We start from the raw sequence: 17,166 nt of genomic DNA, 5'->3' as shown, positions 1-17,166 counted from the left end.
CTCGACGAAGGGCTGTTCGAAAGCCCGTTCTTCGAAGGCACCAGCGGCGCGAAGCCCAGCATCCCGCGCCGCCGTGCGATCCGTCACTGCTTATCGAACGGAATATATTGCCGGTACCGTTTGGGCACGGAGCTGCGATAGCGTGCGGGCACGGTGCCGGTGTCGATGGAATGATCGATTTCCTGCTGCCGTGTCATCTTCTTCTTCGCCGGCTTCTTCGATGCACTCTTCTTGGAGCCGGTCGGCTGGCTGGAGCTGTCGGTGGTCGCAGCCGGCGCCGTCGTCGTTGCCGGCGCACTGGTTGTCGCCGCAGGCGTGGCGGTTCCGCCGGCAGCCGGCGCGGTCTGGGCCAGCGCAAGCGCGCTTTGCACGACGAGCGCCAGTGCCGCTGTCGCGGCCATCAAGTATGACTTTTGCATCAGAACCTCCAAAATTGCCTGATCCGAGGCCAAACCCGGGCCTGCGGCATCGACGCGTGCAAGTCCGTCAACATTAAGGTCTCGTCCCAAACGAGAATTGTGGCCGAGATCACATTGCTCGCCGCCGGCTGCACCATGATGTTCCTCGTTTCGGTTCCTCGTTTCGAACGCATCCGGGCGTCGCGGAGACAAACACAGCATGACCGTGCCTCCGACAGGCCACGGGAACGCCAGGCTCGGCCGTTCCTCCCCATCATCGAAGGAGACTGAAATGCGTCGCACCATCCTCACGCTTGCATCGTTCGCAACCTTGATCGCCGCGTCGTTGTCGCCCGCCTCGGCCCAGGCCGGAAACGACAGATACTGCCTGCAAGGCCGCAGCTGGGGCTATCCCGGCAACTGCCAGTTCGCCAGCTACCAGCAATGTGCGGCGACCGCCTCCGGCACGTCGTCCTATTGCGGCATCAACCCGCGCTACGCGTATTCGCAGCCCTATCATTACTGACGAGAAGGCGGCGTGTGTGACGATCGCGCGCGCCGCCACCGCCCAGTAAGAACAGACTTATCCGGATCGCATCTTCCGATGCGCGCCGCCCCCTATTTACGGGAAAGGTGAACCGCCTTCAGCTCGCAAGTTTCTTTTCCTTCGCGAATGGACTTAGCCCGAGCCATCTCTGAATCGAGGATGCAATCTGCCGATCGCCGGTCAGCATCATTCGGCGGCTGCTTAGCGCCGCCCGGACCGTGTCGAGCCCCATCCAAATCGCGGTCATGGTACGCAGATCGACGGATACGTAGAGGTCGATCTCGAACCCGGGATCGACCGAGCAGAGATCGACGCCCTCCCCTGGATCGACGATCAGCCACCAATGTCTTTGCGTCGCAGGTAGCTCCGGATAAACGAATTGAATCACACTCCTTCGCCGCGGCATCGGCGTCGGGTTGAGGTTTCGACGCATGTCCCACATCAGGAGCTGCACATCGAGATGCTCCAGCGATAGCGCCGCGGAGATCCGGCGCTGGCCCCATTTACCGAAGCCTTCGACGATCGGACCCAGTTCCTGTCCGGACGGGGTCAGCCGATATTCGAACACGCCGGACTCCGTAGCCGATGCCTCTCGCGCGACGATCCCTGCGGCTTCGAGCTCCTTCAGCCGCTGCGACAGCAGCGCCGGCGACATGCGCGGCACGCCGCGCCTGAGATCGTTGAAGCGCGTCGAGCCGGCGATGAGTTCGCGCAGCAGAACCACGGTCCATCGCGTGCACAGGATCTCGGCGGCCATCGCCACTGGACAGAATTGCTTGTAGCTGCCCGCGGCCATGCCTCACTCCATCTGTCGGTCGTGACAGCGTACCGCCGAGGCGCACCTGCAGCTAGTTCAATTTCTGTACCGGGCAGATTCAGTTCCTGAACTGGCGATGTCGCATGTCCTCCGGCTACCTTGCTGACATGCGGCCCTGAACCGCTCTCGCCCCATCCGCCTGACGGCGGCCGCACGAGATGTCCCATCCCCTGTAACGAGGCAATGACAAATGACGACGACCCAGTTTTCTCCGAGCCAGATGGCGACGCGCGCCGCGACGCTTGCCCTGGTCCTGCTTGGCACGGCACCGGCATTCGCGGCGACGATCTCGCGCAGCCTCGAGGTGAAGGCTCCGGTAGCAGACGTGTGGTCGGTGATCGGGCCGTTCTGCGCAATCAAGAACTGGTTGCCGCCGGTCGGCCAATGCATCGAGGACGGCAAGGCTCCGCCGACGCGCATCCTGGTGACCAAGGACGGCAAGGCAGCCTTTGTGGAGGCACAGACTGCACGCAACGACGCCGAGCACAGCTATTCCTACAAGTTCCTCGCCAGCCCGCTGCCCGTCTCGAACTACACGGCGACCATCAAGGTCACCGCCAAGACAGACGGATCGTCGGTGATCACCTGGAGCGGGTCCTACCGGCCCGACGAGGGAAAGGAGAAGGCCGCCGACGAGGCCCTCAACGGCGTCTACGAGGCGGGCCTCGCTGAGATCAGGACGAGGTTCTCGAAATAAGCACTGCGTCTCTTTCACCGGCATAGCGGACCACCGCGGTCCGCAATGCCGGCCCGCGACTTCAATCCATCACGGAGACTGACATCATGACCACCTACAAAGGCGCTTGTTTCTGCGGCGCAGTCGAAATCGAGACGGCGGGCGAACCGGAGGCCATGGGCTATTGCCACTGTGCCTCATGCCGCTCCTGGTCGGCAGCGCCGGTCAACGCATTCACCTTGTGGAAGCCGCAGAATGTGCGGGTCACAAAGGGGGCGGAACGGATCGCCAGCTTTGCCAAGACCGACCTCAGCCATCGCCAGTACTGCAACTCATGCGGCGGCCATCTCATGACAGAGCATCCGCCGCTCGGACTGGTCGATGTCTATGCTGCGACGCTCGCCGGCCTCGACTTCGCTCCAGGCGTACATGTCAACTACGCGGAGACGGTGTTGCCGATGAGGGACGGCCTGCCGAAGCTGAAGGATTTTCCCGCCGAGCTCGGAGGTTCAGGTGTCGCCGTTGCTGAATAATCCGGTGGCCTGGACGTTGATCCTGTTGATCGTATCGGTGGCCGGCCTCCTGAACGATCTGCACTGAGCTAGCGAGGAGGAAAGAGCGGCGCTCGTCACATCAAGCTCTCGCTTTCTCCTCCCCTGCGCTGACCCGACTGGCATGATGCACGTGCTACCGCGCGACCCCGAGGCCAGCCTCCTCGAGCCGCGTCGCGAGCCAGCGCGACAGCGTGTCGTCGACAGCGCCGCTGACATAGACCTCCGACATCGTCACCCGGTCCTTGTCCAGCACCAGCAGCACGCCGATCCAGTAGGGAAACCAGACGTGGACATCGGTCAGCGCCCTGAGCTTGTGCTGGTCGTGCTCCAGCGGCGTGTGATTGCTCGCCTTGCGGATCTCCACCGCGAGCAGATTGTTCGGGATCTCGCGCTGATGCACCACGACATCGGGATAGATCGACTTTCCCAGATGATCGTCGGTCGAGATGATGCTGCCGTGCGGCAGATGCAGCGTGCGCTCGCCGAGACGGTCGTAGTTGCAGTCGACCGACCAGCCTGAAAACTGCTTCTCCAGATGCACGGCGAAGCGGTGCGTGACGGCACGCTCGCCGATGTCCTTCTCGAACAGGAAGCCTTCGTGGGCGTAGAAGTCCCGGAGCCCCGCAATCACCTTGTTCAGCTCGGTCTGCATCGTGCCTCCGGGCTCTCGGCGCTCCGCGTTGCCTACGCCCTACATCTGAACTTCGATCAGCCGCGGTCCGGGCTCGGCGACCGCCTCGGCCAGCGCCTTGTTGAACTCGTCGGCATTGGTGACGGCGCGGCCGGGCACGCCCATGCCCTTGGCCAGCGCCACGAAATCCAGCGTCGGCCGGTCGAGCCTGAGCATGTCGTTGGCGCGCTGGCCGGGCTCGCCGGCGCCGACATTGTCGAACTCGCCGCGCAGGATCTGGTAGATGCGGTTGGCGAACACGATGGTGACGATGTCAAGGTTCTCGCGCGCCTGGGTCCACAGCGACTGGATCGTGTACATCGCGCTGCCGTCACCGACCATGGTGATGACCTTGCGGTCCGGGCAGGCGATCGCGGCGCCGATCGACAGCGGCGTCGAGAAACCGATCGAGCCGCCCATGTTCTGCAGCCAATCATGGGGAGCCGCCGCCGCGGTCGGCGGGAAGAAGCCGCGGCCGGTGGTCAGGGACTCGTCGACCATGATGGCGTTCTCGGGGATCGCGCATGCGATCGCCTGCGCGATCGAGGCGAAAGTCAGCGCGCCGGTCGGCTTGACCAGTTCCTGCAGAGCCTGCGGCTTGACGTCCTTGGCGCTGGCCTTCACCGCGCCGGCGAGCGCTTCGAGCGCGGCGACCGAGTTCTCGCCCCACGAGGTCATGCGATGAACCTCGCAGCCCTCGGGCTTGAGCATGCTCGGCTTGTTCGGATAGGCGAAGAACGCCACGGGATCGTCGGATTCGACCAGCACGATATGCCGGAACTTGGCCAGCATCGGCAGCGCGTTCTCGATCACGTAGTGGATGCGGTCGATCGAATAGCGGCCGTGGCCGCGCGCCATCTTCGGGCGGAAGGTCGGGCCCATCACGGTGCAGCCGGTCTTGCCGGCGATGCGCTCGGCGAGCGCCAGGCCCTGCTCGCTGAGGGCGCTGCCGGTCATCAGCAGCAGCGTGCCCTCCCCGTCGCCATGCAGGATCTTTGCGGCCTGCTCGACCGCCTGCGGCGAATAGCTGGCGCGCTGCTGCTCGGCCGGGACCTCGGCGATGCCGTCGGCCTCGTTCCAGGCGGTGTCGGCGGGCAGGATCAGGGTCGCGATCTGCGGCGGCGCGCTCTTGGCGGCGGCGATCGCCGCGGCGCCGTCAGCGGCGACCGATTTGGCATCCGGGGAGGTGCGGACCCAGGACGACATCGGCCGGGCCAGGCCCTCGATGTCCGAGGTCAGCGGCGCGTTGTAACCGATGTGGTAGACCGCGTGCTGGCCGACTATGTTGACGATGCCGGAATTGGCCTTCTTGGCGTTGTGCAGATTGGCAAGGCCATTGGCGAGGCCGGGACCGAGATGCAGCAGGGTCGAGGCCGGCGTGCCCTTCATGCGGAAATAGCCGTCGGCCGCACCAGTCACCACGCCCTCGAACAGGCCGAGCACGCAGCGCATGCCGGGCACGCGGTCGAGCGCTGCGACAAAATGCATCTCGGAGGTGCCTGGGTTGGTGAAGCAGACGTCCACCCCACCCTTGACCATCGTCCGCACCAGGCTTTCCGCACCGTTCATTCTTTTTGCTCCGCAACCGGTCTTTTCAGGGTGATCCATCCGATCAATCATTGTTCGCAGGCCCCGTCAAAGCAATAGCCGGCATCGCGGCCCTGCCCCGCGCTGCGATGCGCCGGTTTGGCTAATGATTTTCGGCAAATTGTGGTTGCCGATTTGGTAACACCGATCGGTGGAGATGACGATCTCACGGGGCCGTGGCTTGCGAAAAGCCCGCAAATATGGCCTGTGGCCTTTGTTGAATCGATTTTTTGCTGGGGGAGACAATGATCCGGTTTTTTGCCGCGCCGATTGCCGCCATCGCACTGCTGTCGGCCACGACGGGCGGGGCGCTCGCCGAAGAGTTCGACACGCGCGACATCATGGGCGGCGGCCCGAACTTCTTCCGCTCCGGCGCCAATCCGATCCCGCGCACCACCGTCATGTATAACGGCAACTACGCCCCCGGCACGATCGTGGTGAACACCAGCGAGCGGCGGCTGTATCTGGTGCTCCAGAATGGCCAGGCGCTGCGTTACGGCATCGGCGTCGGCCGCGACGGCTTCCGCTGGGGCGGGGTGCACAAGATCACCGCCAAGAAGGAATGGCCGGACTGGACGCCGCCCTCGCAAATGCTGGCCCGCCGCCCCGATCTGCCGCGCCACATGAAGGGCGGCATCGAAAACCCGCTCGGCGCGCGCGCGATGTATCTGGGCTCGACGCTGTATCGCATCCACGGCTCCAACGAGCCGGAGACGATCGGCCAGGCGGTCTCCTCGGGCTGCTTCCGCATGACCAACGACGACGTCAGCGATCTCTATGGCCGCGTCGGCGTCGGTACCACGGTGGTGGTGCTGAACAATTAGGGCGCAATTGCCTCCACGAGAAAGGTGCGCTCCCTCTCCCGCTTGCGGGAGAGGTGAGCGAGCCCCGCGGCTTAGTCTGTCACTCTCTTGCTACAGACAACGCCGGGAACCGCGGGACGCGTGATCTTGCGCTCTTGTGCGCGCGACGTGAATACGGCAGCGTCGCACGACGATGAGCGCATTGAATCCGTCCTCGGCTGCCCTTCGCTCCGCCCTGCTGGCGTTCGCGGCGCTCACCTGCGCGCCCGACATCGCGCCCTCGGCCATTGCGGGCGAATTGCCCGCGATCGCCTCGCGCCAGCGCGCCGAGAAGAAGAGCTTTACCGACGGCGAGATCGTCGACGGCTTCCTGAAGACGGCGTTCGGCGCCGAATACCACCTCGCCGGCCGCGTCGACCGCATCCGCAAGTTCGACGGACCGGTGCGCGTCTACGCCGAGAGCGACCGCGCCGATCGCAAGGTGCAGCTGGCAAAGGTCGTGGCCGACATCGGCAAGCGCGTGCAGCACCTCGACATCGCCATGACCGACACCAACGAAGCGGCGAATGTGCGGGTGAAGCTGGTGCGCGACCGCGATCTGTTCCGCACCATCTCGGGCTTCTACGGCGCGGAGAAGGCGCGCGAGATCCGCACCTCGCTCGACCCGCAATGCCTGTCCGGCTTCCGCAAGAACGACAATTTCGAGATCGAGCATTCCGACGTCATCCTCACCGTCGACAACGGCGATTTCGTCTTCCTCGACTGCGCCTATGAGGAGCTCTTGCAATCGCTTGGGCCCATCAACGACACCACGAGCGTGCCCTGGACCATGTTCAACGACAACGTCTCGATGGGCTATTTCGACGTCTACGACCAGTACATCCTCAATCTGCTGTACGATCCCCGCATCAAGGCAGGCATGACCGTCGCCGAGGTCAAGGCGGTGCTGCCGCAAGTGCTCGCGGATGTGCGGGCGTGGGTGAAGCAGGTGAATGATTTGAAGGAGTGAGGTGTTCCGTCATCCTGAGGTGCGAGCGATGGGGCGCCTCAGGGTGACGGTGATATATTTACGCACGTTGCTTCAACCGCCGGCCCTACCCCACCAGATCGGCTACAATCGTCGCGGCCTTCAACCCCGTACCGGTGAGGACGGCGACCGTGGTCTCGTTTGCCTTGATCGCACCGGTCGCGGAAAGCTTGTCCAGTGCCGCGGCCGCGCTGGCGCTGGTCGGTTCGGCGAACAGGCCCTGGCGCGCGAGACGGCGGAGCGCGGCGACGATCTCCTCCTCGGTCAGCGCGACGGTGCCGCCGCCGCTTTCGCGCAACGCGCCGATGATCTCGCGCAGGCGCAGCGGATGCTTGATGGCGGTGCCCTCGGCGACGGTCTTGCTCACCTCGCGGGCGACAGGCGTGTCGACGCCGGCCTGAAAACTCGCATCGATCGGCGAGCAATTGAGTGGCTGCGCCGCGAACAGCCGCGGCAGCTTTGCGATCTGGCCGGCCTTCTTGAGCTCGCGGAAGCCGAAGGCGCAGCCGAGCAGGCTGCTGCCGGCGCCGACGGGAACGATGACGTTGTCGGGCGCGCGGAAGCCGAGGTCCTCCCAGATCTCGTAGGCGAGCGACTTGGTGCCTTCGAGGAAGAACGGCTGCCAATTGTGGCTGGCATAGAACGTCTGGCTCGACTGGCGGATGGCCTCGGCCTCGGATTCCTCGCGCGGGCCCTCGACAAGCTGCACCGCCGCGCCATAGGCGCGCACCTGCGCGATCTTGGCCGGCGAGGTCGAGGCCGGCGCGAGAATCCTCACGCGCATGCCGCCGGCAGCACCGAGCCCCGCCATCGACGAGCCGCCATTGCCGGAGGAATCTTCGAGAATGGCCGAGATGCCGATCTGGCGCAGGAAGGACAGCATCACGGCGGAGCCGCGATCCTTGAAGCTGCCGGTCGGGTTGAACCATTCGAGCTTGAACAGCGGGCGCAGCTCGCCCCAATTCTGCTGGATCAGCGGCGTGCAGCCTTCGCCGAGCGTGATCGGGTTTGCGATTCTGACCGGCAGCGCCGCCCGGTAGCGCCAGAGCGAGCGCCTGCTTCTGTCGATATCGTCACGCGAGATCCCCGCCCCCGGCGTCACCAACAGCGGCGTGCGCTCATCCGAGCACCAGCGCGGCTGGTCGAGCGGGTAGAGCTGTCCGTTGCGGGGGTCGATGTAGCTGGCGGGCATGGGGGTCTCCGGGGCAGAGCCGATCCGGTCATATGTCCGAATAGGCAGGTTTTATCCAGTCACCTGTTCGGGCCGCGGTGCGGCGCCCGCCCCTTTAAAAAATACGAGAGATTCCATAGATATAGAGTGCACGGCAGCGCCATTCGCCGACCGGACGAGGGCGGAAGCGCGCCTCCGGCCCGCCTGGTACGATTAACTTGTCTGTCGCTGACGGGCGCTACAATATGTTGGATTGAGTTTGCGTCGCCTGTGTTCCGAAGCGGTGCCGCAAGCGAGCCAGGCCCGTCCGAGCGGCGGGCCGTTGGCTTTTTGGGAGCCTGGACATGAGCCGCGCCAACCGTACCGACCACATCCGCCTCACCTCGCATCCGGAGCCGGGCCGGACCTCCGCCTTTCCGATCCACTGGGGCGCCACCGAGGCGCGCGCCCGCGGGCCGGTCATCGGCACGGTGTCGCGCGCCGGGGATCGCAACGTGATCGGCAGCCATGGCGGCTCCTACGCGATGTACCGTGCGCTCGCGGTGTCCGCCGGCGCGCTCGATCCGATCCGCAGGCCCGACCTCACCAACACGTTTCCGGCGGCGACCATCGGCCCGTTCCCGCAATGGAGCGATCCCACCAAGATCGTCGCGCTCGATCCCTGGGGGCATCTCGTTGCCGAGAACTTTCGCCAGGAGATCGCCGAGGGCGCCGACATCCGCCCAAGCATCGCGGTGACGCGGGCGCGGCTGGACCTGCCGGAGATCCGCGAAGCGCTCGCCGCAAAACGGCTGCGCGCCGACGGCGAGGTCGTGCACTCCAATGGCAGCGTTTCCGTGGTGAAGATCGCGATCGATCCGGTCTGGTACCTGCCCGGCCTTGCGATACGCTTCGGCACCGGCGAGACCGAGCTGCGGCGCACGCTGTTCGAGCAGACTGCCGGCATGTTCCCGGAGCTCGTGACGCGGCCGGACATGAAGGTGTTCCTGCCGCCGATCGGCGGCACCACCGTCTACATGTTCGGCGATGTGACGAAACTGCCGGACCATCGCACCAAGATCACCTGCCGCGTGCATGACGAATGCAACGGTTCCGACGTGTTCGGCTCCGATATCTGCACCTGCCGTCCCTATCTGATCCACGGCATCGAGGAATCCGCGCGCGGCGCGCAGGAGGGCGGGCTCGGGCTCGTCGTCTACAACCGGAAAGAAGGCCGCGCGCTCGGCGAGGTCACCAAATTCCTGGTCTACAACGCACGCAAGCGCCAGGAGGACGGCGATGCGGCCGCCGCCTATTTCGAGCGCACCGAATGCGTCGCCGGCGTGCAGGACGCGCGCTTCCAGCAGCTCATGCCGGATACGATCCACTGGCTCGGTCTGAAGCGCATCGACCGTTTCCTGTCGATGAGCGACATGAAATACGACGCGCTGACCTCTCAGGGAATCGACATCGTCGAGCGCGTTCCGATCCCGCCGGAGCTGATCCCGGCCGACGCCTATGTCGAGATCGCCGCGAAGAAGGCGGCCGGCTATTACTCGACCGACATCGCGCCCGAGAAGGACGTCGATGGCGTCGTCGGCCGCTCGCTGGAAAAATACTGATCCCGCGATGGCCGAGGCTTTGGAACGACAGGCCCGCTCGCTGCTCACCGCACAGGCGGTGCGCGCACGGGCCGGGCGGATGCTCGAGATCGGCCTTGCCGGCGGCTTGAGCCACCTCACGATTGATCTCGACCGCATGGATGGCGCCGCGGAGGCCGTGCTCGCGGTCACGCGACAAGCCTATCCGACGCTGGAGATTCCCTTCCATGCGCGCTGGCGGCATTTCGTGATCGGCGGCGTCGACCGCTGGACGGACCTTGCGAAGGTGGCCTCGTGGCCGGATCGCGCGGCACGGGCGCGGGCGGAGTTCGACCTTGCCATCGTCAGCGTATTGCTCGATGCCGGCGCGGGTGCGGCGTGGCGATATCGCGACGGGGCCAGCGGCGAAAGCATCGGCAGGTCCGAGGGGCTGGCGATCGCGAGCCTCGACATGTTCGCGGGCGGCCTGTTCTCGGGCGACGCGCGCACGCCGTTCAGGGCCGATGCGGACGTGCTGGCAAAGCTGCCGCTCGCCTCCCTCACCTCCGCCTTTCAGGTGAGCGAAGCCAATCAGCTGCTCGGCCTCGAGGGACGCACCGATCTGCTCCAGCGTCTCGGCCGGCTGGTCGCGGAGCGCGCGGCGGTGTTCGGCCTGCGCGACACGCCACGACCTGGCGGCCTGTTCGATCACATCGCGGCGCAGGCGAACGGCGGCGCCGTTGCTGCGCCCGCGATCCTGTCGGCCGTTCTGAACCAGCTCGGACCGATCTGGCCGTCGCGGCTCGAGCTTGCCGGCATTCCGCTCGGCGATTGCTGGCGTCACCCGGCGCTCAAGACGGACGACGCGACCGCGGGCCTCGTGCCGCTGCACAAGCTATCGCAATGGCTGAGCTATTCGCTGATCGAGCCGCTGCAGCGCGCCGGGCTCGAAGTCACCGACATCGACGGCCTGACCGGGCTGGCCGAATACCGCAATGGCGGCCTGTTCGTCGATCACGAGGTGCTGCGCCTGCGCGATCCCGCGGACGCCGAGCGCGCACATGCGGTGGATTCGCTGCTCGTCGTGGAATGGCGCGCGCTGACGGTGGCACTGCTGGACCTGCTTGCCGAACGGGTTCGTGCCAAGCTCGGCCGCACGCCTGAGACCTTGCCGCTCGCCAGCATCTTGGAAGGCGGCACCTGGGCCGCCGGCCGCGCCATTGCCTTTGCGCGGCGCCCAGACGGTTCACCGCCGCTCAAGGTGATCAGCGACGGTACGGTTTTCTAGAGCATGGACAGAGACTTGCGATCACGCGCGTCATTGCGAGCGCAGCGAAGCAATCCAGAGCCCCTCCATGGAAAGATTCTGGATTGCTTCGCTCCGCTCGCAATGACGACTCGATAAATTTAAATTTCGGGAGATTTGAATCATGGAAGGCGTCACGATCGTCGATCATCCGCTGGTGCAGCACAAGCTGACCCTGGTGCGGGACAAATCCATCTCTACAAAATCATTCAGGGAGCTGATCAAGGAGATCGGCATGCTCTTGTGCTACGAGGTCACGCGCGATTTGCCGCTCGCCGATACCGTCATTGAGACGCCGCTGGCGACGATGCATTCGGCCAAGATCGCCGGCAAGAAGCTGGTGTTCGTGCCGATGCTGCGGGCCGGCACGACCTTCGTCGACGGCATGATGGACCTGGTGCCGACCGCGCGCGTCGCACATATCGGGCTCTACCGCGAGCCTCACAGCTTTGCCGCGGTCGAGTACTTCTTCAAATCGCCGTCCGATCTCAGCGAGCGCCTCGCCATCGTGGTGACGCCGGTGGTCGCCACCGCCAACACGGCCGTCGCAGCCATCGACCGCCTGAAGGAGCGCGGCGCCAGGGACATCCGCCTCGCCTGCCTGATCGCAGCCCCGGAAGGGTTAGAACGGCTGCGCGGATTTCATCCTGACGTGCCGATCTGGACGGCTGCGGTCGACGAAGGCCTCGACGAGAACGGCTTCATCCTGCCAGGCCTTGGCGATGCCGGCGACCGCGCATACGGAACGAGATAGCAAAGACTCACACCTTCCCGCTGCCGCAGATCAGCTTCAATGACTGCCACTCCTTGTCCGTCAGCAGCGGCGGGCCGGAGGCGGGGCGATCTTCTCTGGTCATGCGGGCGAGGCGGTCCTCGGTCAGCGGGTGGCTGGCGAGGATCGTCGTGAGCGTGGAGCCGCCTTCCTTGCCGGTGATGCGGAACATCAATTCGGCCGCGGGCTTCGGCGAGCGTCCGAGCTTGTGCATGATCTCGATCGCGAACGTATCGGCGGCGGTCTCCGCCTCGCGCGAATAGGAGGCTTCGACCAGACTGCGCGAGGCGAAGATCACCGCGCTCGAGCCGGTGACGTCGCCGAACAAGAGGCCGATCAGGAACGAGGTGCCGCCGTTGTAGATCAGGCCGCGCATGTTGTCGTAATGCTTGAGATGGCCGAGCTCGTGGGAGAGGATGCCGGCAAGCTCGTCGGGGCTGTCGGCCTTGTCGAGCAGCCCCTTGAGCACGTAGACCTTGCCGCCGGGCAGCGCGAACGCATTCGGCACCGGGGTCGGCAGCACGCCCGCCGTCATGGAATCGTCGTCGAGGCCGGCGGCATCGCGCAGGCGGTTGACGAGCTTGGTGAAGGCGGCCTTGCCCGCGGGATCTTCGCACCCATTGCGGCCGAAGATGGTTTTCATCTGCACTTCGGCGGCGTCGCCGATGCGCCGTTCGACAGGCTTCGGCACCAGTGGCGCGAGACGGTCGGCGGCGAGCGGCACGCCGAACATCACGACGCAGACGATGGAGACGGCCGCCGCCACCGACCAGCCGACGATCTTTGCGACGCCCCGACGCGAGGTCCGGTGTTCGTCGAGCCGCAGGCAGCGGGCGGTCACGTCTGCGGCAAGCGCCGCGTCGCGGATCTCCAGCCGCGCCAATGGCGGCGCGGTGGTGCAAGCCAAACGCAAGATCCCGGGCGGACTGTCGGCGCGGCGGATGTCGGCATAAGCCCAGCGAACCGGCGCTGCGCCCTCCTCGGCGATCTCGAGCGCATCACCGAACGCCAACGTCACCTGCCGCCGGCGGCTCGACGTGCCGTCGTAGAAGATGGTTGGCTTCGTGGACTGCGCCGGCGCCTCGGCAAATATATCACTCACAGCTCAGAATCCCGCGACATCGAGCCCGTCGGCAAAACCTTCGCCGAGCGCGCTGGCAATCTGGCCGCCGCCACGCACATCCGCCGCAGCCCCGATGTTGTGCACCTCGACAGTTTCCAGCACCTTGGCCCAGAGATCGCGTTGGAGATAGATGCGCATGATGATGTTGACCGCAAGTGCCACGGCGAAATAGCCGATCACCATCATCACCAGTATCGGGATGCTCTTCGAGGTGTTGCCGGGGGTGAACATCTCCTCCGCCGGAACGCCGCCCAACTTGACGGCAAGCATAGTGGCGCCGCCGATATAAAAGCCGAAAGCTGTCGAAAGCAGCAGCCACCAGCCGATCACCTTCCAGTACAGACCGTAGAAGGCGTCATGAGGCAGGTTCGAGGACAGGCTGACGTCGCCAATGCGGATGCCGTCGAGCCACCAGCGCCATTGGCGCGCTTTGAACTCGGCATAGAAGAACGGCGCGAGCGGGAAAATGAAGAGCGCGATCGGGCTGAGCAGCCACAGCCACCAGGCGCGCTTGAAGAAGGTCCAGCCGTCGCCTTCGAAATCGCCGCGCAGATCGCCGTAATGGCTGTGCTGCATCTTGTAGCGTTCGAGCGCGGCCTCGCGCCACGGCAGCGCCAGGCCGAGCGTCAGGAATACGAGCAAGCCCCACGCCATGGCGCGAAACGAATAGGCCCAGCCGGAGCCGTCCATCCAGAAGCGCACGCCGCGCCAGACCGTGCGCGTCAGCCGATAGCGCCGCGCGCGAAAAATCGCGAACTGACCGAAGGCGTAGAAGCCGATGAACAGCGGCGTCGAAGCAAAGCCCTGCCAGCGCTCGAACTCGATGCCGATCAGGAAGTAGGCGAGGTAGATGGGCATCAGGATCGCGAGCGCGAACAGGAAGCCGACCAGAAGCTCCTTGGCCCGCCCGGTATATTCGGCGGCATCGCCATCGATCGCGGTGAGTGCCCATAGATGACGGCGAATGTCGGTGACGAGCCAGAACCGGTAGAAGCCGAAGGTAACGAGCTCCAGCATGGCACCTTTGGTGACCATTTTTCGGAACTCGGAGCGGTTGCCGGAAAAGTCGACGCACGCGGGCGGCAGCGGCGGCGGAATAGGCTCGGAGCCGATGGGGGTCCATTGCATGTCGTTCACGGCGGCAACCTCGGGATGTTGGCCTGTTGCAATCAAACTATAGATCAGAGTTTGGTCGATCCCCAACACGGCCGGGTTCGATTTACCTCAATTCCAGTCGATTTCTGACAAGATATGGCGACGGGCGGCGTGCGGGGGATCACGCTAAGGAAGGTCCCGTAGCCCTCCCGCAAAGCTGGATGTGGCAAAACTCTCCCTTGCTCCGGCGCTGACAACCGGCTGTAATTGCAAATCAAATACCGCAGCGCAGAATTCAACGAGAACGCGCGGTTCGTGCCAGGGAGAACGGTCATGCATGGGACCATCGAGAGTGCGGCCAAGCTCGACGCACTTCGCGAGCGCGCCAATTCACTGCCGCTGGAGCAGTTCGATCCGGGCGATCCCGAATTGTTCAGGACCGATACGTTCTGGCCGTATTTCGATCGGCTGCGCCGGGACGACCCCGTGCATTATTGCAAGGACTCGATGTTCGGGCCGTACTGGTCGGTGACGCGCTACAACGACATCATGGAGATCGAGACCAACCATTCGGTGTTCTCCTCGGCCTCCTCGCTCGGCGGCATCACCATTCGCGACATCGATCCGGACCTGCGCCGCGAGAGCTTCATCTCGATGGACCCGCCGCGTCATGCGGCGCAGCGCAAGACCGTGGCGCCGATGTTCACGCCGACGCACCTGGACAATCTCGCGCTCAACATCCGCAAGCGCTCGGCCGAGTGCCTGGACAATCTGCCCCGCGGCGAGGTGTTCGACTGGGTCGACCGCGTCTCGATCGAGCTCACCACCCAGATGCTGGCGGTGCTGTTCGACTTTCCCTGGGAGGACCGCCGCAAGCTGACGCGCTGGTCAGACATCGCCACCACGATTCCCGGCCCCGACGGGCTCGTTGCCACCGAGGACGAGCGGATGGCCGAGCTGACGGAATGCGCGGCCTACTTCTCCCGGCTGTGGAAGGAGCGCAGCGAACAACCGCCGAAGAGCGATCTGCTGTCGATGATGGCGCATGGCGCCGCGACGCGCGACATGGATGCGAAGAACTTCCTCGGCAATCTCATCCTTCTGATCGTCGGAGGCAACGACACCACGCGCAACACCATGTCCGGCTCGCTTCTCGCGCTGAGCCAGCACCCGGAGCAATATCGCAAGCTGCGCGAGAATCCCGCACTGCTCGACAGTTTCGTGCCCGAGGTGATCCGCTGGCAGACGCCGCTGGCGCATATGCGCCGCACCGCGCTCTCCGACTTCGAGTTCCGCGGCAAGCAGATCAAGAAAGGTGACAAGGTCGTGATGTGGTACGTCTCGGGCAACCGCGACGAAGAGGTGATCGAGAAGCCCTACGATTTCATCATCGACCGCGCCCGCCCGCGCACGCACCTCTCCTTCGGCTTCGGCATCCACCGTTGTGTGGGCCTCAGGCTTGCCGAACTCCAGCTCAAGATTATCTGGGAAGAGATCCTTAGGCGGTTCGACCATATCGACGTGGTCGGCGAACCTAAGCGGGTGTATTCGAGCTTCGTGAAGGGTCTGGAAGAGCTGCCGGTCAAGATTGCGGCGTGAATTGCGAACTATGCCACGACAATGCTGCGCCCCCTCTCCCGCTTGCGGGAGAGGGTTGGGGAGAGGGTATCTCCGCAACGGGACAATCCCCTAGAGGAGAAAACCCTCACCCGGCGCTACGCGCCGACCTCTCCCGCAAGCGGGAGAGGTCGGACAACCAACTGGAGCCACGACGATGAACATCCAAGCGCCGGTCAAGGTGGACAAGGCCGAACGCATGCGAAAGGCGCGCGAGGAGGCCTATGCGACGCCGTTGTCGCAATTCCACCCCGGCGCGCCCCGGCTGTTCCAGGACGACACGCTGTGGCCCTGGTTCGAGCGGCTGCGCAAGGAAGAGCCGGTGCATTACTGCACCAACGCGCCGATCGATCCGTACTGGTCGGTGGTGAAATACAACGACATCATGCATGTCGACACCAACCACGGCATCTTCTCCTCGGACTCGACGCTCGGCGGCATCTCGATCCGCGACGTGCCGGAAGGCTACGACTGGCCGAGCTTCATCGCGATGGACCAGCCCCGGCATTCGGCACAGCGCAAGACGGTGTCGCCGATGTTCACGCCAACGCATCTCGACGAGCTGGCCAAGCTGATCCGGCAGCGCTCGCAGACCGTGCTGGACAATCTGCCGCGCAACGAGACCTTCAATTTCGTCGAGCGCGTCTCGATCGAGCTGACGACGCAGATGCTGGCGACCCTGTTCGACTTCCCCTGGGAGGAGCGGCGCAAGCTGACGCGCTGGTCGGACGTCTCGACCGCCCTGCCCAAGAGCGGCATCGTCGCTGGCGCCGAAGAGCGCCGCCGCGAGATGGACGAGTGCTACGCCTACATGTCCAGGCTGTGGAACGAGCGCGTCAACTCGGCGCCGCGCAACGATTTGCTGTCGCTGATGGCGCACAACGACGCCACGCGCCACATGGACCCCGACAATCTCATGGGCAACATCATCCTGCTCATCGTCGGCGGCAACGACACCACGCGCAACACCATGACCGGCTCGGTGCTGGCGCTGAACGAGAACCCCGAGCAGTACGACAAGCTCCGCGCCAATCCGGAGCTGATCGACTCCATGGTGCCCGAGGTGATCCGGTGGCAGACGCCGCTGGCGCATATGCGGCGTACCGCGTTGCAAGACACCGAGATCGGCGGCAAGCCGATCCGCAAGGGCGACCGCGTGGTGATGTGGTACGTCTCCGGCAACCGCGACGACGAGATGTTCGACAAGCCGAACGAGTTCATCATCGACCGCCCGCGCCCGCGCACCCACCTCTCCTTCGGCTTCGGTATCCACCGCTGCGTCGGCATGCGCCTCGCCGAGCTGCAGCTGCGGATCATCTGGGAAGAGATGCTGAAGCGCTTCGACCGCATCGAGGTGGTCGGCGAGCCCAAGCGGATCTATTCCAGCTTCATCAAGGGCTATGAGTCGCTGCCGGTGCGGATTCCGGCCTGAGCTCTCTCCTCC

At 64.8% G+C, this 17,166-nt stretch carries 17 protein-coding genes; 10 read left to right on the top strand and 7 right to left on the bottom strand.

What is annotated here, in order from left to right; genetic code table 11:
• Positions 1-83 precede the first annotated feature (83 nt).
• Complete coding sequence (locus tag XH84_RS21480; protein ID WP_128919937.1) at positions 84-419, bottom strand: hypothetical protein; 336 nt, start codon at positions 417-419, stop codon at positions 84-86.
• 271 nt (positions 420-690) lie between these two features.
• Between XH84_RS21480 and XH84_RS21475 the strand changes: the two genes are divergently transcribed.
• A complete protein-coding gene (locus tag XH84_RS21475) occupies positions 691-924 on the top strand; it encodes a DUF3551 domain-containing protein (RefSeq protein WP_128919938.1) in 234 nt (77 codons plus the stop codon).
• A gap of 118 nt (positions 925-1,042) precedes the next feature.
• Here XH84_RS21475 and XH84_RS21470 read toward each other — a convergent pair whose 3' ends face one another.
• A complete protein-coding gene (locus XH84_RS21470) occupies positions 1,043-1,741 on the bottom strand; it encodes a winged helix-turn-helix transcriptional regulator (RefSeq protein ID WP_128919939.1) in 699 nt (232 codons plus the stop codon).
• A 211-nt stretch (positions 1,742-1,952) separates the two neighbouring features.
• Between XH84_RS21470 and XH84_RS21465 the strand changes: the two genes are divergently transcribed.
• Together XH84_RS21465 and XH84_RS21460 are read left to right on the top strand one after the other, a co-directional pair.
• Entirely contained in the window at positions 1,953-2,459 is a 507-nt protein-coding gene (locus tag XH84_RS21465; RefSeq protein ID WP_128919940.1) for an SRPBCC family protein, read from the top strand.
• An 86-nt stretch (positions 2,460-2,545) separates the two neighbouring features.
• The gene (locus XH84_RS21460; RefSeq protein WP_128919941.1) at positions 2,546-2,971 is read left to right on the top strand and encodes a GFA family protein; all 426 of its coding nucleotides are present in this window, start codon (positions 2,546-2,548) and stop codon (positions 2,969-2,971) included.
• A gap of 154 nt (positions 2,972-3,125) precedes the next feature.
• On the opposite strand, the gene XH84_RS21455 is transcribed toward XH84_RS21460, so the two are convergent.
• The gene (locus XH84_RS21455) at positions 3,126-3,644 is read right to left on the bottom strand and encodes a hypothetical protein (RefSeq protein WP_128919942.1); all 519 of its coding nucleotides are present in this window, start codon (positions 3,642-3,644) and stop codon (positions 3,126-3,128) included.
• A 39-nt stretch (positions 3,645-3,683) separates the two neighbouring features.
• The gene (locus tag XH84_RS21450) at positions 3,684-5,231 is read right to left on the bottom strand and encodes an acetolactate synthase large subunit (RefSeq protein ID WP_164936315.1); all 1,548 of its coding nucleotides are present in this window, start codon (positions 5,229-5,231) and stop codon (positions 3,684-3,686) included.
• A gap of 263 nt (positions 5,232-5,494) precedes the next feature.
• Here XH84_RS21450 and XH84_RS21445 point away from each other — a divergent pair, with 263 nt between their 5' ends.
• A complete protein-coding gene (locus XH84_RS21445) occupies positions 5,495-6,073 on the top strand; it encodes a L,D-transpeptidase (RefSeq protein ID WP_128919944.1) in 579 nt (192 codons plus the stop codon).
• Between the two features lie 172 nt (positions 6,074-6,245).
• Positions 6,246-7,061, top strand: coding sequence for a DUF2927 domain-containing protein (locus XH84_RS21440; protein WP_128919945.1), 816 nt, complete (start codon positions 6,246-6,248; stop codon positions 7,059-7,061).
• Positions 7,062-7,146: 85 nt separating this feature from the next.
• Here the strand turns inward: XH84_RS21440 and XH84_RS21435 are convergent, their stop codons facing one another.
• Positions 7,147-8,271 (bottom strand): threonine synthase, encoded by a 1,125-nt coding sequence (locus XH84_RS21435; protein ID WP_128919946.1) that lies wholly within the window; start codon positions 8,269-8,271, stop codon positions 7,147-7,149.
• Between the two features lie 323 nt (positions 8,272-8,594).
• On the opposite strand from XH84_RS21435, the gene XH84_RS21430 reads away from it, so the two are divergent.
• The 3 genes from XH84_RS21430 (at position 8,595) to upp (ending at position 11,869) form a co-directional block, all read left to right on the top strand.
• Positions 8,595-9,851, top strand: coding sequence for a GTP cyclohydrolase II (locus XH84_RS21430; RefSeq protein WP_128919947.1), 1,257 nt, complete (start codon positions 8,595-8,597; stop codon positions 9,849-9,851).
• A 7-nt stretch (positions 9,852-9,858) separates the two neighbouring features.
• On the top strand, positions 9,859-11,097 hold the full coding sequence (locus XH84_RS21425) for a URC4/urg3 family protein (protein WP_128919948.1): 1,239 nt from the start codon (positions 9,859-9,861) through the stop codon (positions 11,095-11,097).
• Positions 11,098-11,239: 142 nt separating this feature from the next.
• Positions 11,240-11,869, top strand: a complete 630-nt coding sequence (gene upp / locus XH84_RS21415) for a uracil phosphoribosyltransferase (RefSeq protein WP_128919950.1) — start codon at positions 11,240-11,242, stop codon at positions 11,867-11,869.
• Positions 11,870-11,876: 7 nt separating this feature from the next.
• Here upp and XH84_RS21410 read toward each other — a convergent pair whose 3' ends face one another.
• Together XH84_RS21410 and XH84_RS21405 are read right to left on the bottom strand one after the other, a co-directional pair.
• The gene (locus XH84_RS21410) at positions 11,877-12,989 is read right to left on the bottom strand and encodes a M48 family metallopeptidase (protein WP_128919951.1); all 1,113 of its coding nucleotides are present in this window, start codon (positions 12,987-12,989) and stop codon (positions 11,877-11,879) included.
• Positions 12,990-12,992: 3 nt separating this feature from the next.
• Positions 12,993-14,138 carry a YjgN family protein gene (locus XH84_RS21405; protein WP_206734140.1) on the bottom strand — a complete coding sequence of 382 codons (1,146 nt, stop codon included), beginning with the start codon at positions 14,136-14,138 and terminating at the stop codon, positions 12,993-12,995.
• Positions 14,139-14,438: 300 nt separating this feature from the next.
• Here XH84_RS21405 and XH84_RS21400 point away from each other — a divergent pair, with 300 nt between their 5' ends.
• Together XH84_RS21400 and XH84_RS21390 are read left to right on the top strand one after the other, a co-directional pair.
• Positions 14,439-15,704 carry a cytochrome P450 gene (locus XH84_RS21400; protein WP_128919953.1) on the top strand — a complete coding sequence of 422 codons (1,266 nt, stop codon included), beginning with the start codon at positions 14,439-14,441 and terminating at the stop codon, positions 15,702-15,704.
• Between the two features lie 175 nt (positions 15,705-15,879).
• Positions 15,880-17,154: a cytochrome P450 gene (locus tag XH84_RS21390; protein WP_128919955.1), complete on the top strand. Its 1,275-nt coding sequence runs from the start codon at positions 15,880-15,882 to the stop codon at positions 17,152-17,154.
• Positions 17,155-17,166 lie beyond the last annotated feature (12 nt).

Origin of the sequence: Bradyrhizobium nanningense (assembly GCF_004114535.1) — a bacterium.
Classification (GTDB): Bacteria; Pseudomonadota; Alphaproteobacteria; order Rhizobiales; family Xanthobacteraceae; genus Bradyrhizobium; species Bradyrhizobium nanningense.
Note: the sequence above shows the minus strand (reverse complement) of the source record. Positions and strands in the feature narration are given on the sequence as shown.

What these genes read in the sequence shown, in the direction of transcription:
- XH84_RS21480 (WP_128919937.1), bottom strand. Translation starts at nt 419, where the DNA reads ATGCAAAAGTCATACTTGATGGCCGCGACAGCGGCACTGGCGCTCGTC.
- XH84_RS21435 (WP_128919946.1), bottom strand. Translation starts at nt 8,271, where the DNA reads ATGCCCGCCAGCTACATCGACCCCCGCAACGGACAGCTCTACCCGCTC.
- XH84_RS21445 (WP_128919944.1), top strand. Translation starts at nt 5,495, where the DNA reads ATGATCCGGTTTTTTGCCGCGCCGATTGCCGCCATCGCACTGCTGTCG.
- XH84_RS21450 (WP_164936315.1), bottom strand. Translation starts at nt 5,231, where the DNA reads ATGAACGGTGCGGAAAGCCTGGTGCGGACGATGGTCAAGGGTGGGGTG.
- XH84_RS21425 (WP_128919948.1), top strand. Translation starts at nt 9,859, where the DNA reads ATGGCCGAGGCTTTGGAACGACAGGCCCGCTCGCTGCTCACCGCACAG.
- XH84_RS21405 (WP_206734140.1), bottom strand. Translation starts at nt 14,138, where the DNA reads ATGCAATGGACCCCCATCGGCTCCGAGCCTATTCCGCCGCCGCTGCCG.
- XH84_RS21455 (WP_128919942.1), bottom strand. Translation starts at nt 3,644, where the DNA reads ATGCAGACCGAGCTGAACAAGGTGATTGCGGGGCTCCGGGACTTCTAC.
- XH84_RS21470 (WP_128919939.1), bottom strand. Translation starts at nt 1,741, where the DNA reads ATGGCCGCGGGCAGCTACAAGCAATTCTGTCCAGTGGCGATGGCCGCC.
- XH84_RS21440 (WP_128919945.1), top strand. Translation starts at nt 6,246, where the DNA reads ATGAGCGCATTGAATCCGTCCTCGGCTGCCCTTCGCTCCGCCCTGCTG.
- XH84_RS21465 (WP_128919940.1), top strand. Translation starts at nt 1,953, where the DNA reads ATGACGACGACCCAGTTTTCTCCGAGCCAGATGGCGACGCGCGCCGCG.
- XH84_RS21400 (WP_128919953.1), top strand. Translation starts at nt 14,439, where the DNA reads ATGCATGGGACCATCGAGAGTGCGGCCAAGCTCGACGCACTTCGCGAG.
- XH84_RS21390 (WP_128919955.1), top strand. Translation starts at nt 15,880, where the DNA reads ATGAACATCCAAGCGCCGGTCAAGGTGGACAAGGCCGAACGCATGCGA.
- XH84_RS21460 (WP_128919941.1), top strand. Translation starts at nt 2,546, where the DNA reads ATGACCACCTACAAAGGCGCTTGTTTCTGCGGCGCAGTCGAAATCGAG.
- XH84_RS21475 (WP_128919938.1), top strand. Translation starts at nt 691, where the DNA reads ATGCGTCGCACCATCCTCACGCTTGCATCGTTCGCAACCTTGATCGCC.
- XH84_RS21430 (WP_128919947.1), top strand. Translation starts at nt 8,595, where the DNA reads ATGAGCCGCGCCAACCGTACCGACCACATCCGCCTCACCTCGCATCCG.
- upp (WP_128919950.1), top strand. Translation starts at nt 11,240, where the DNA reads ATGGAAGGCGTCACGATCGTCGATCATCCGCTGGTGCAGCACAAGCTG.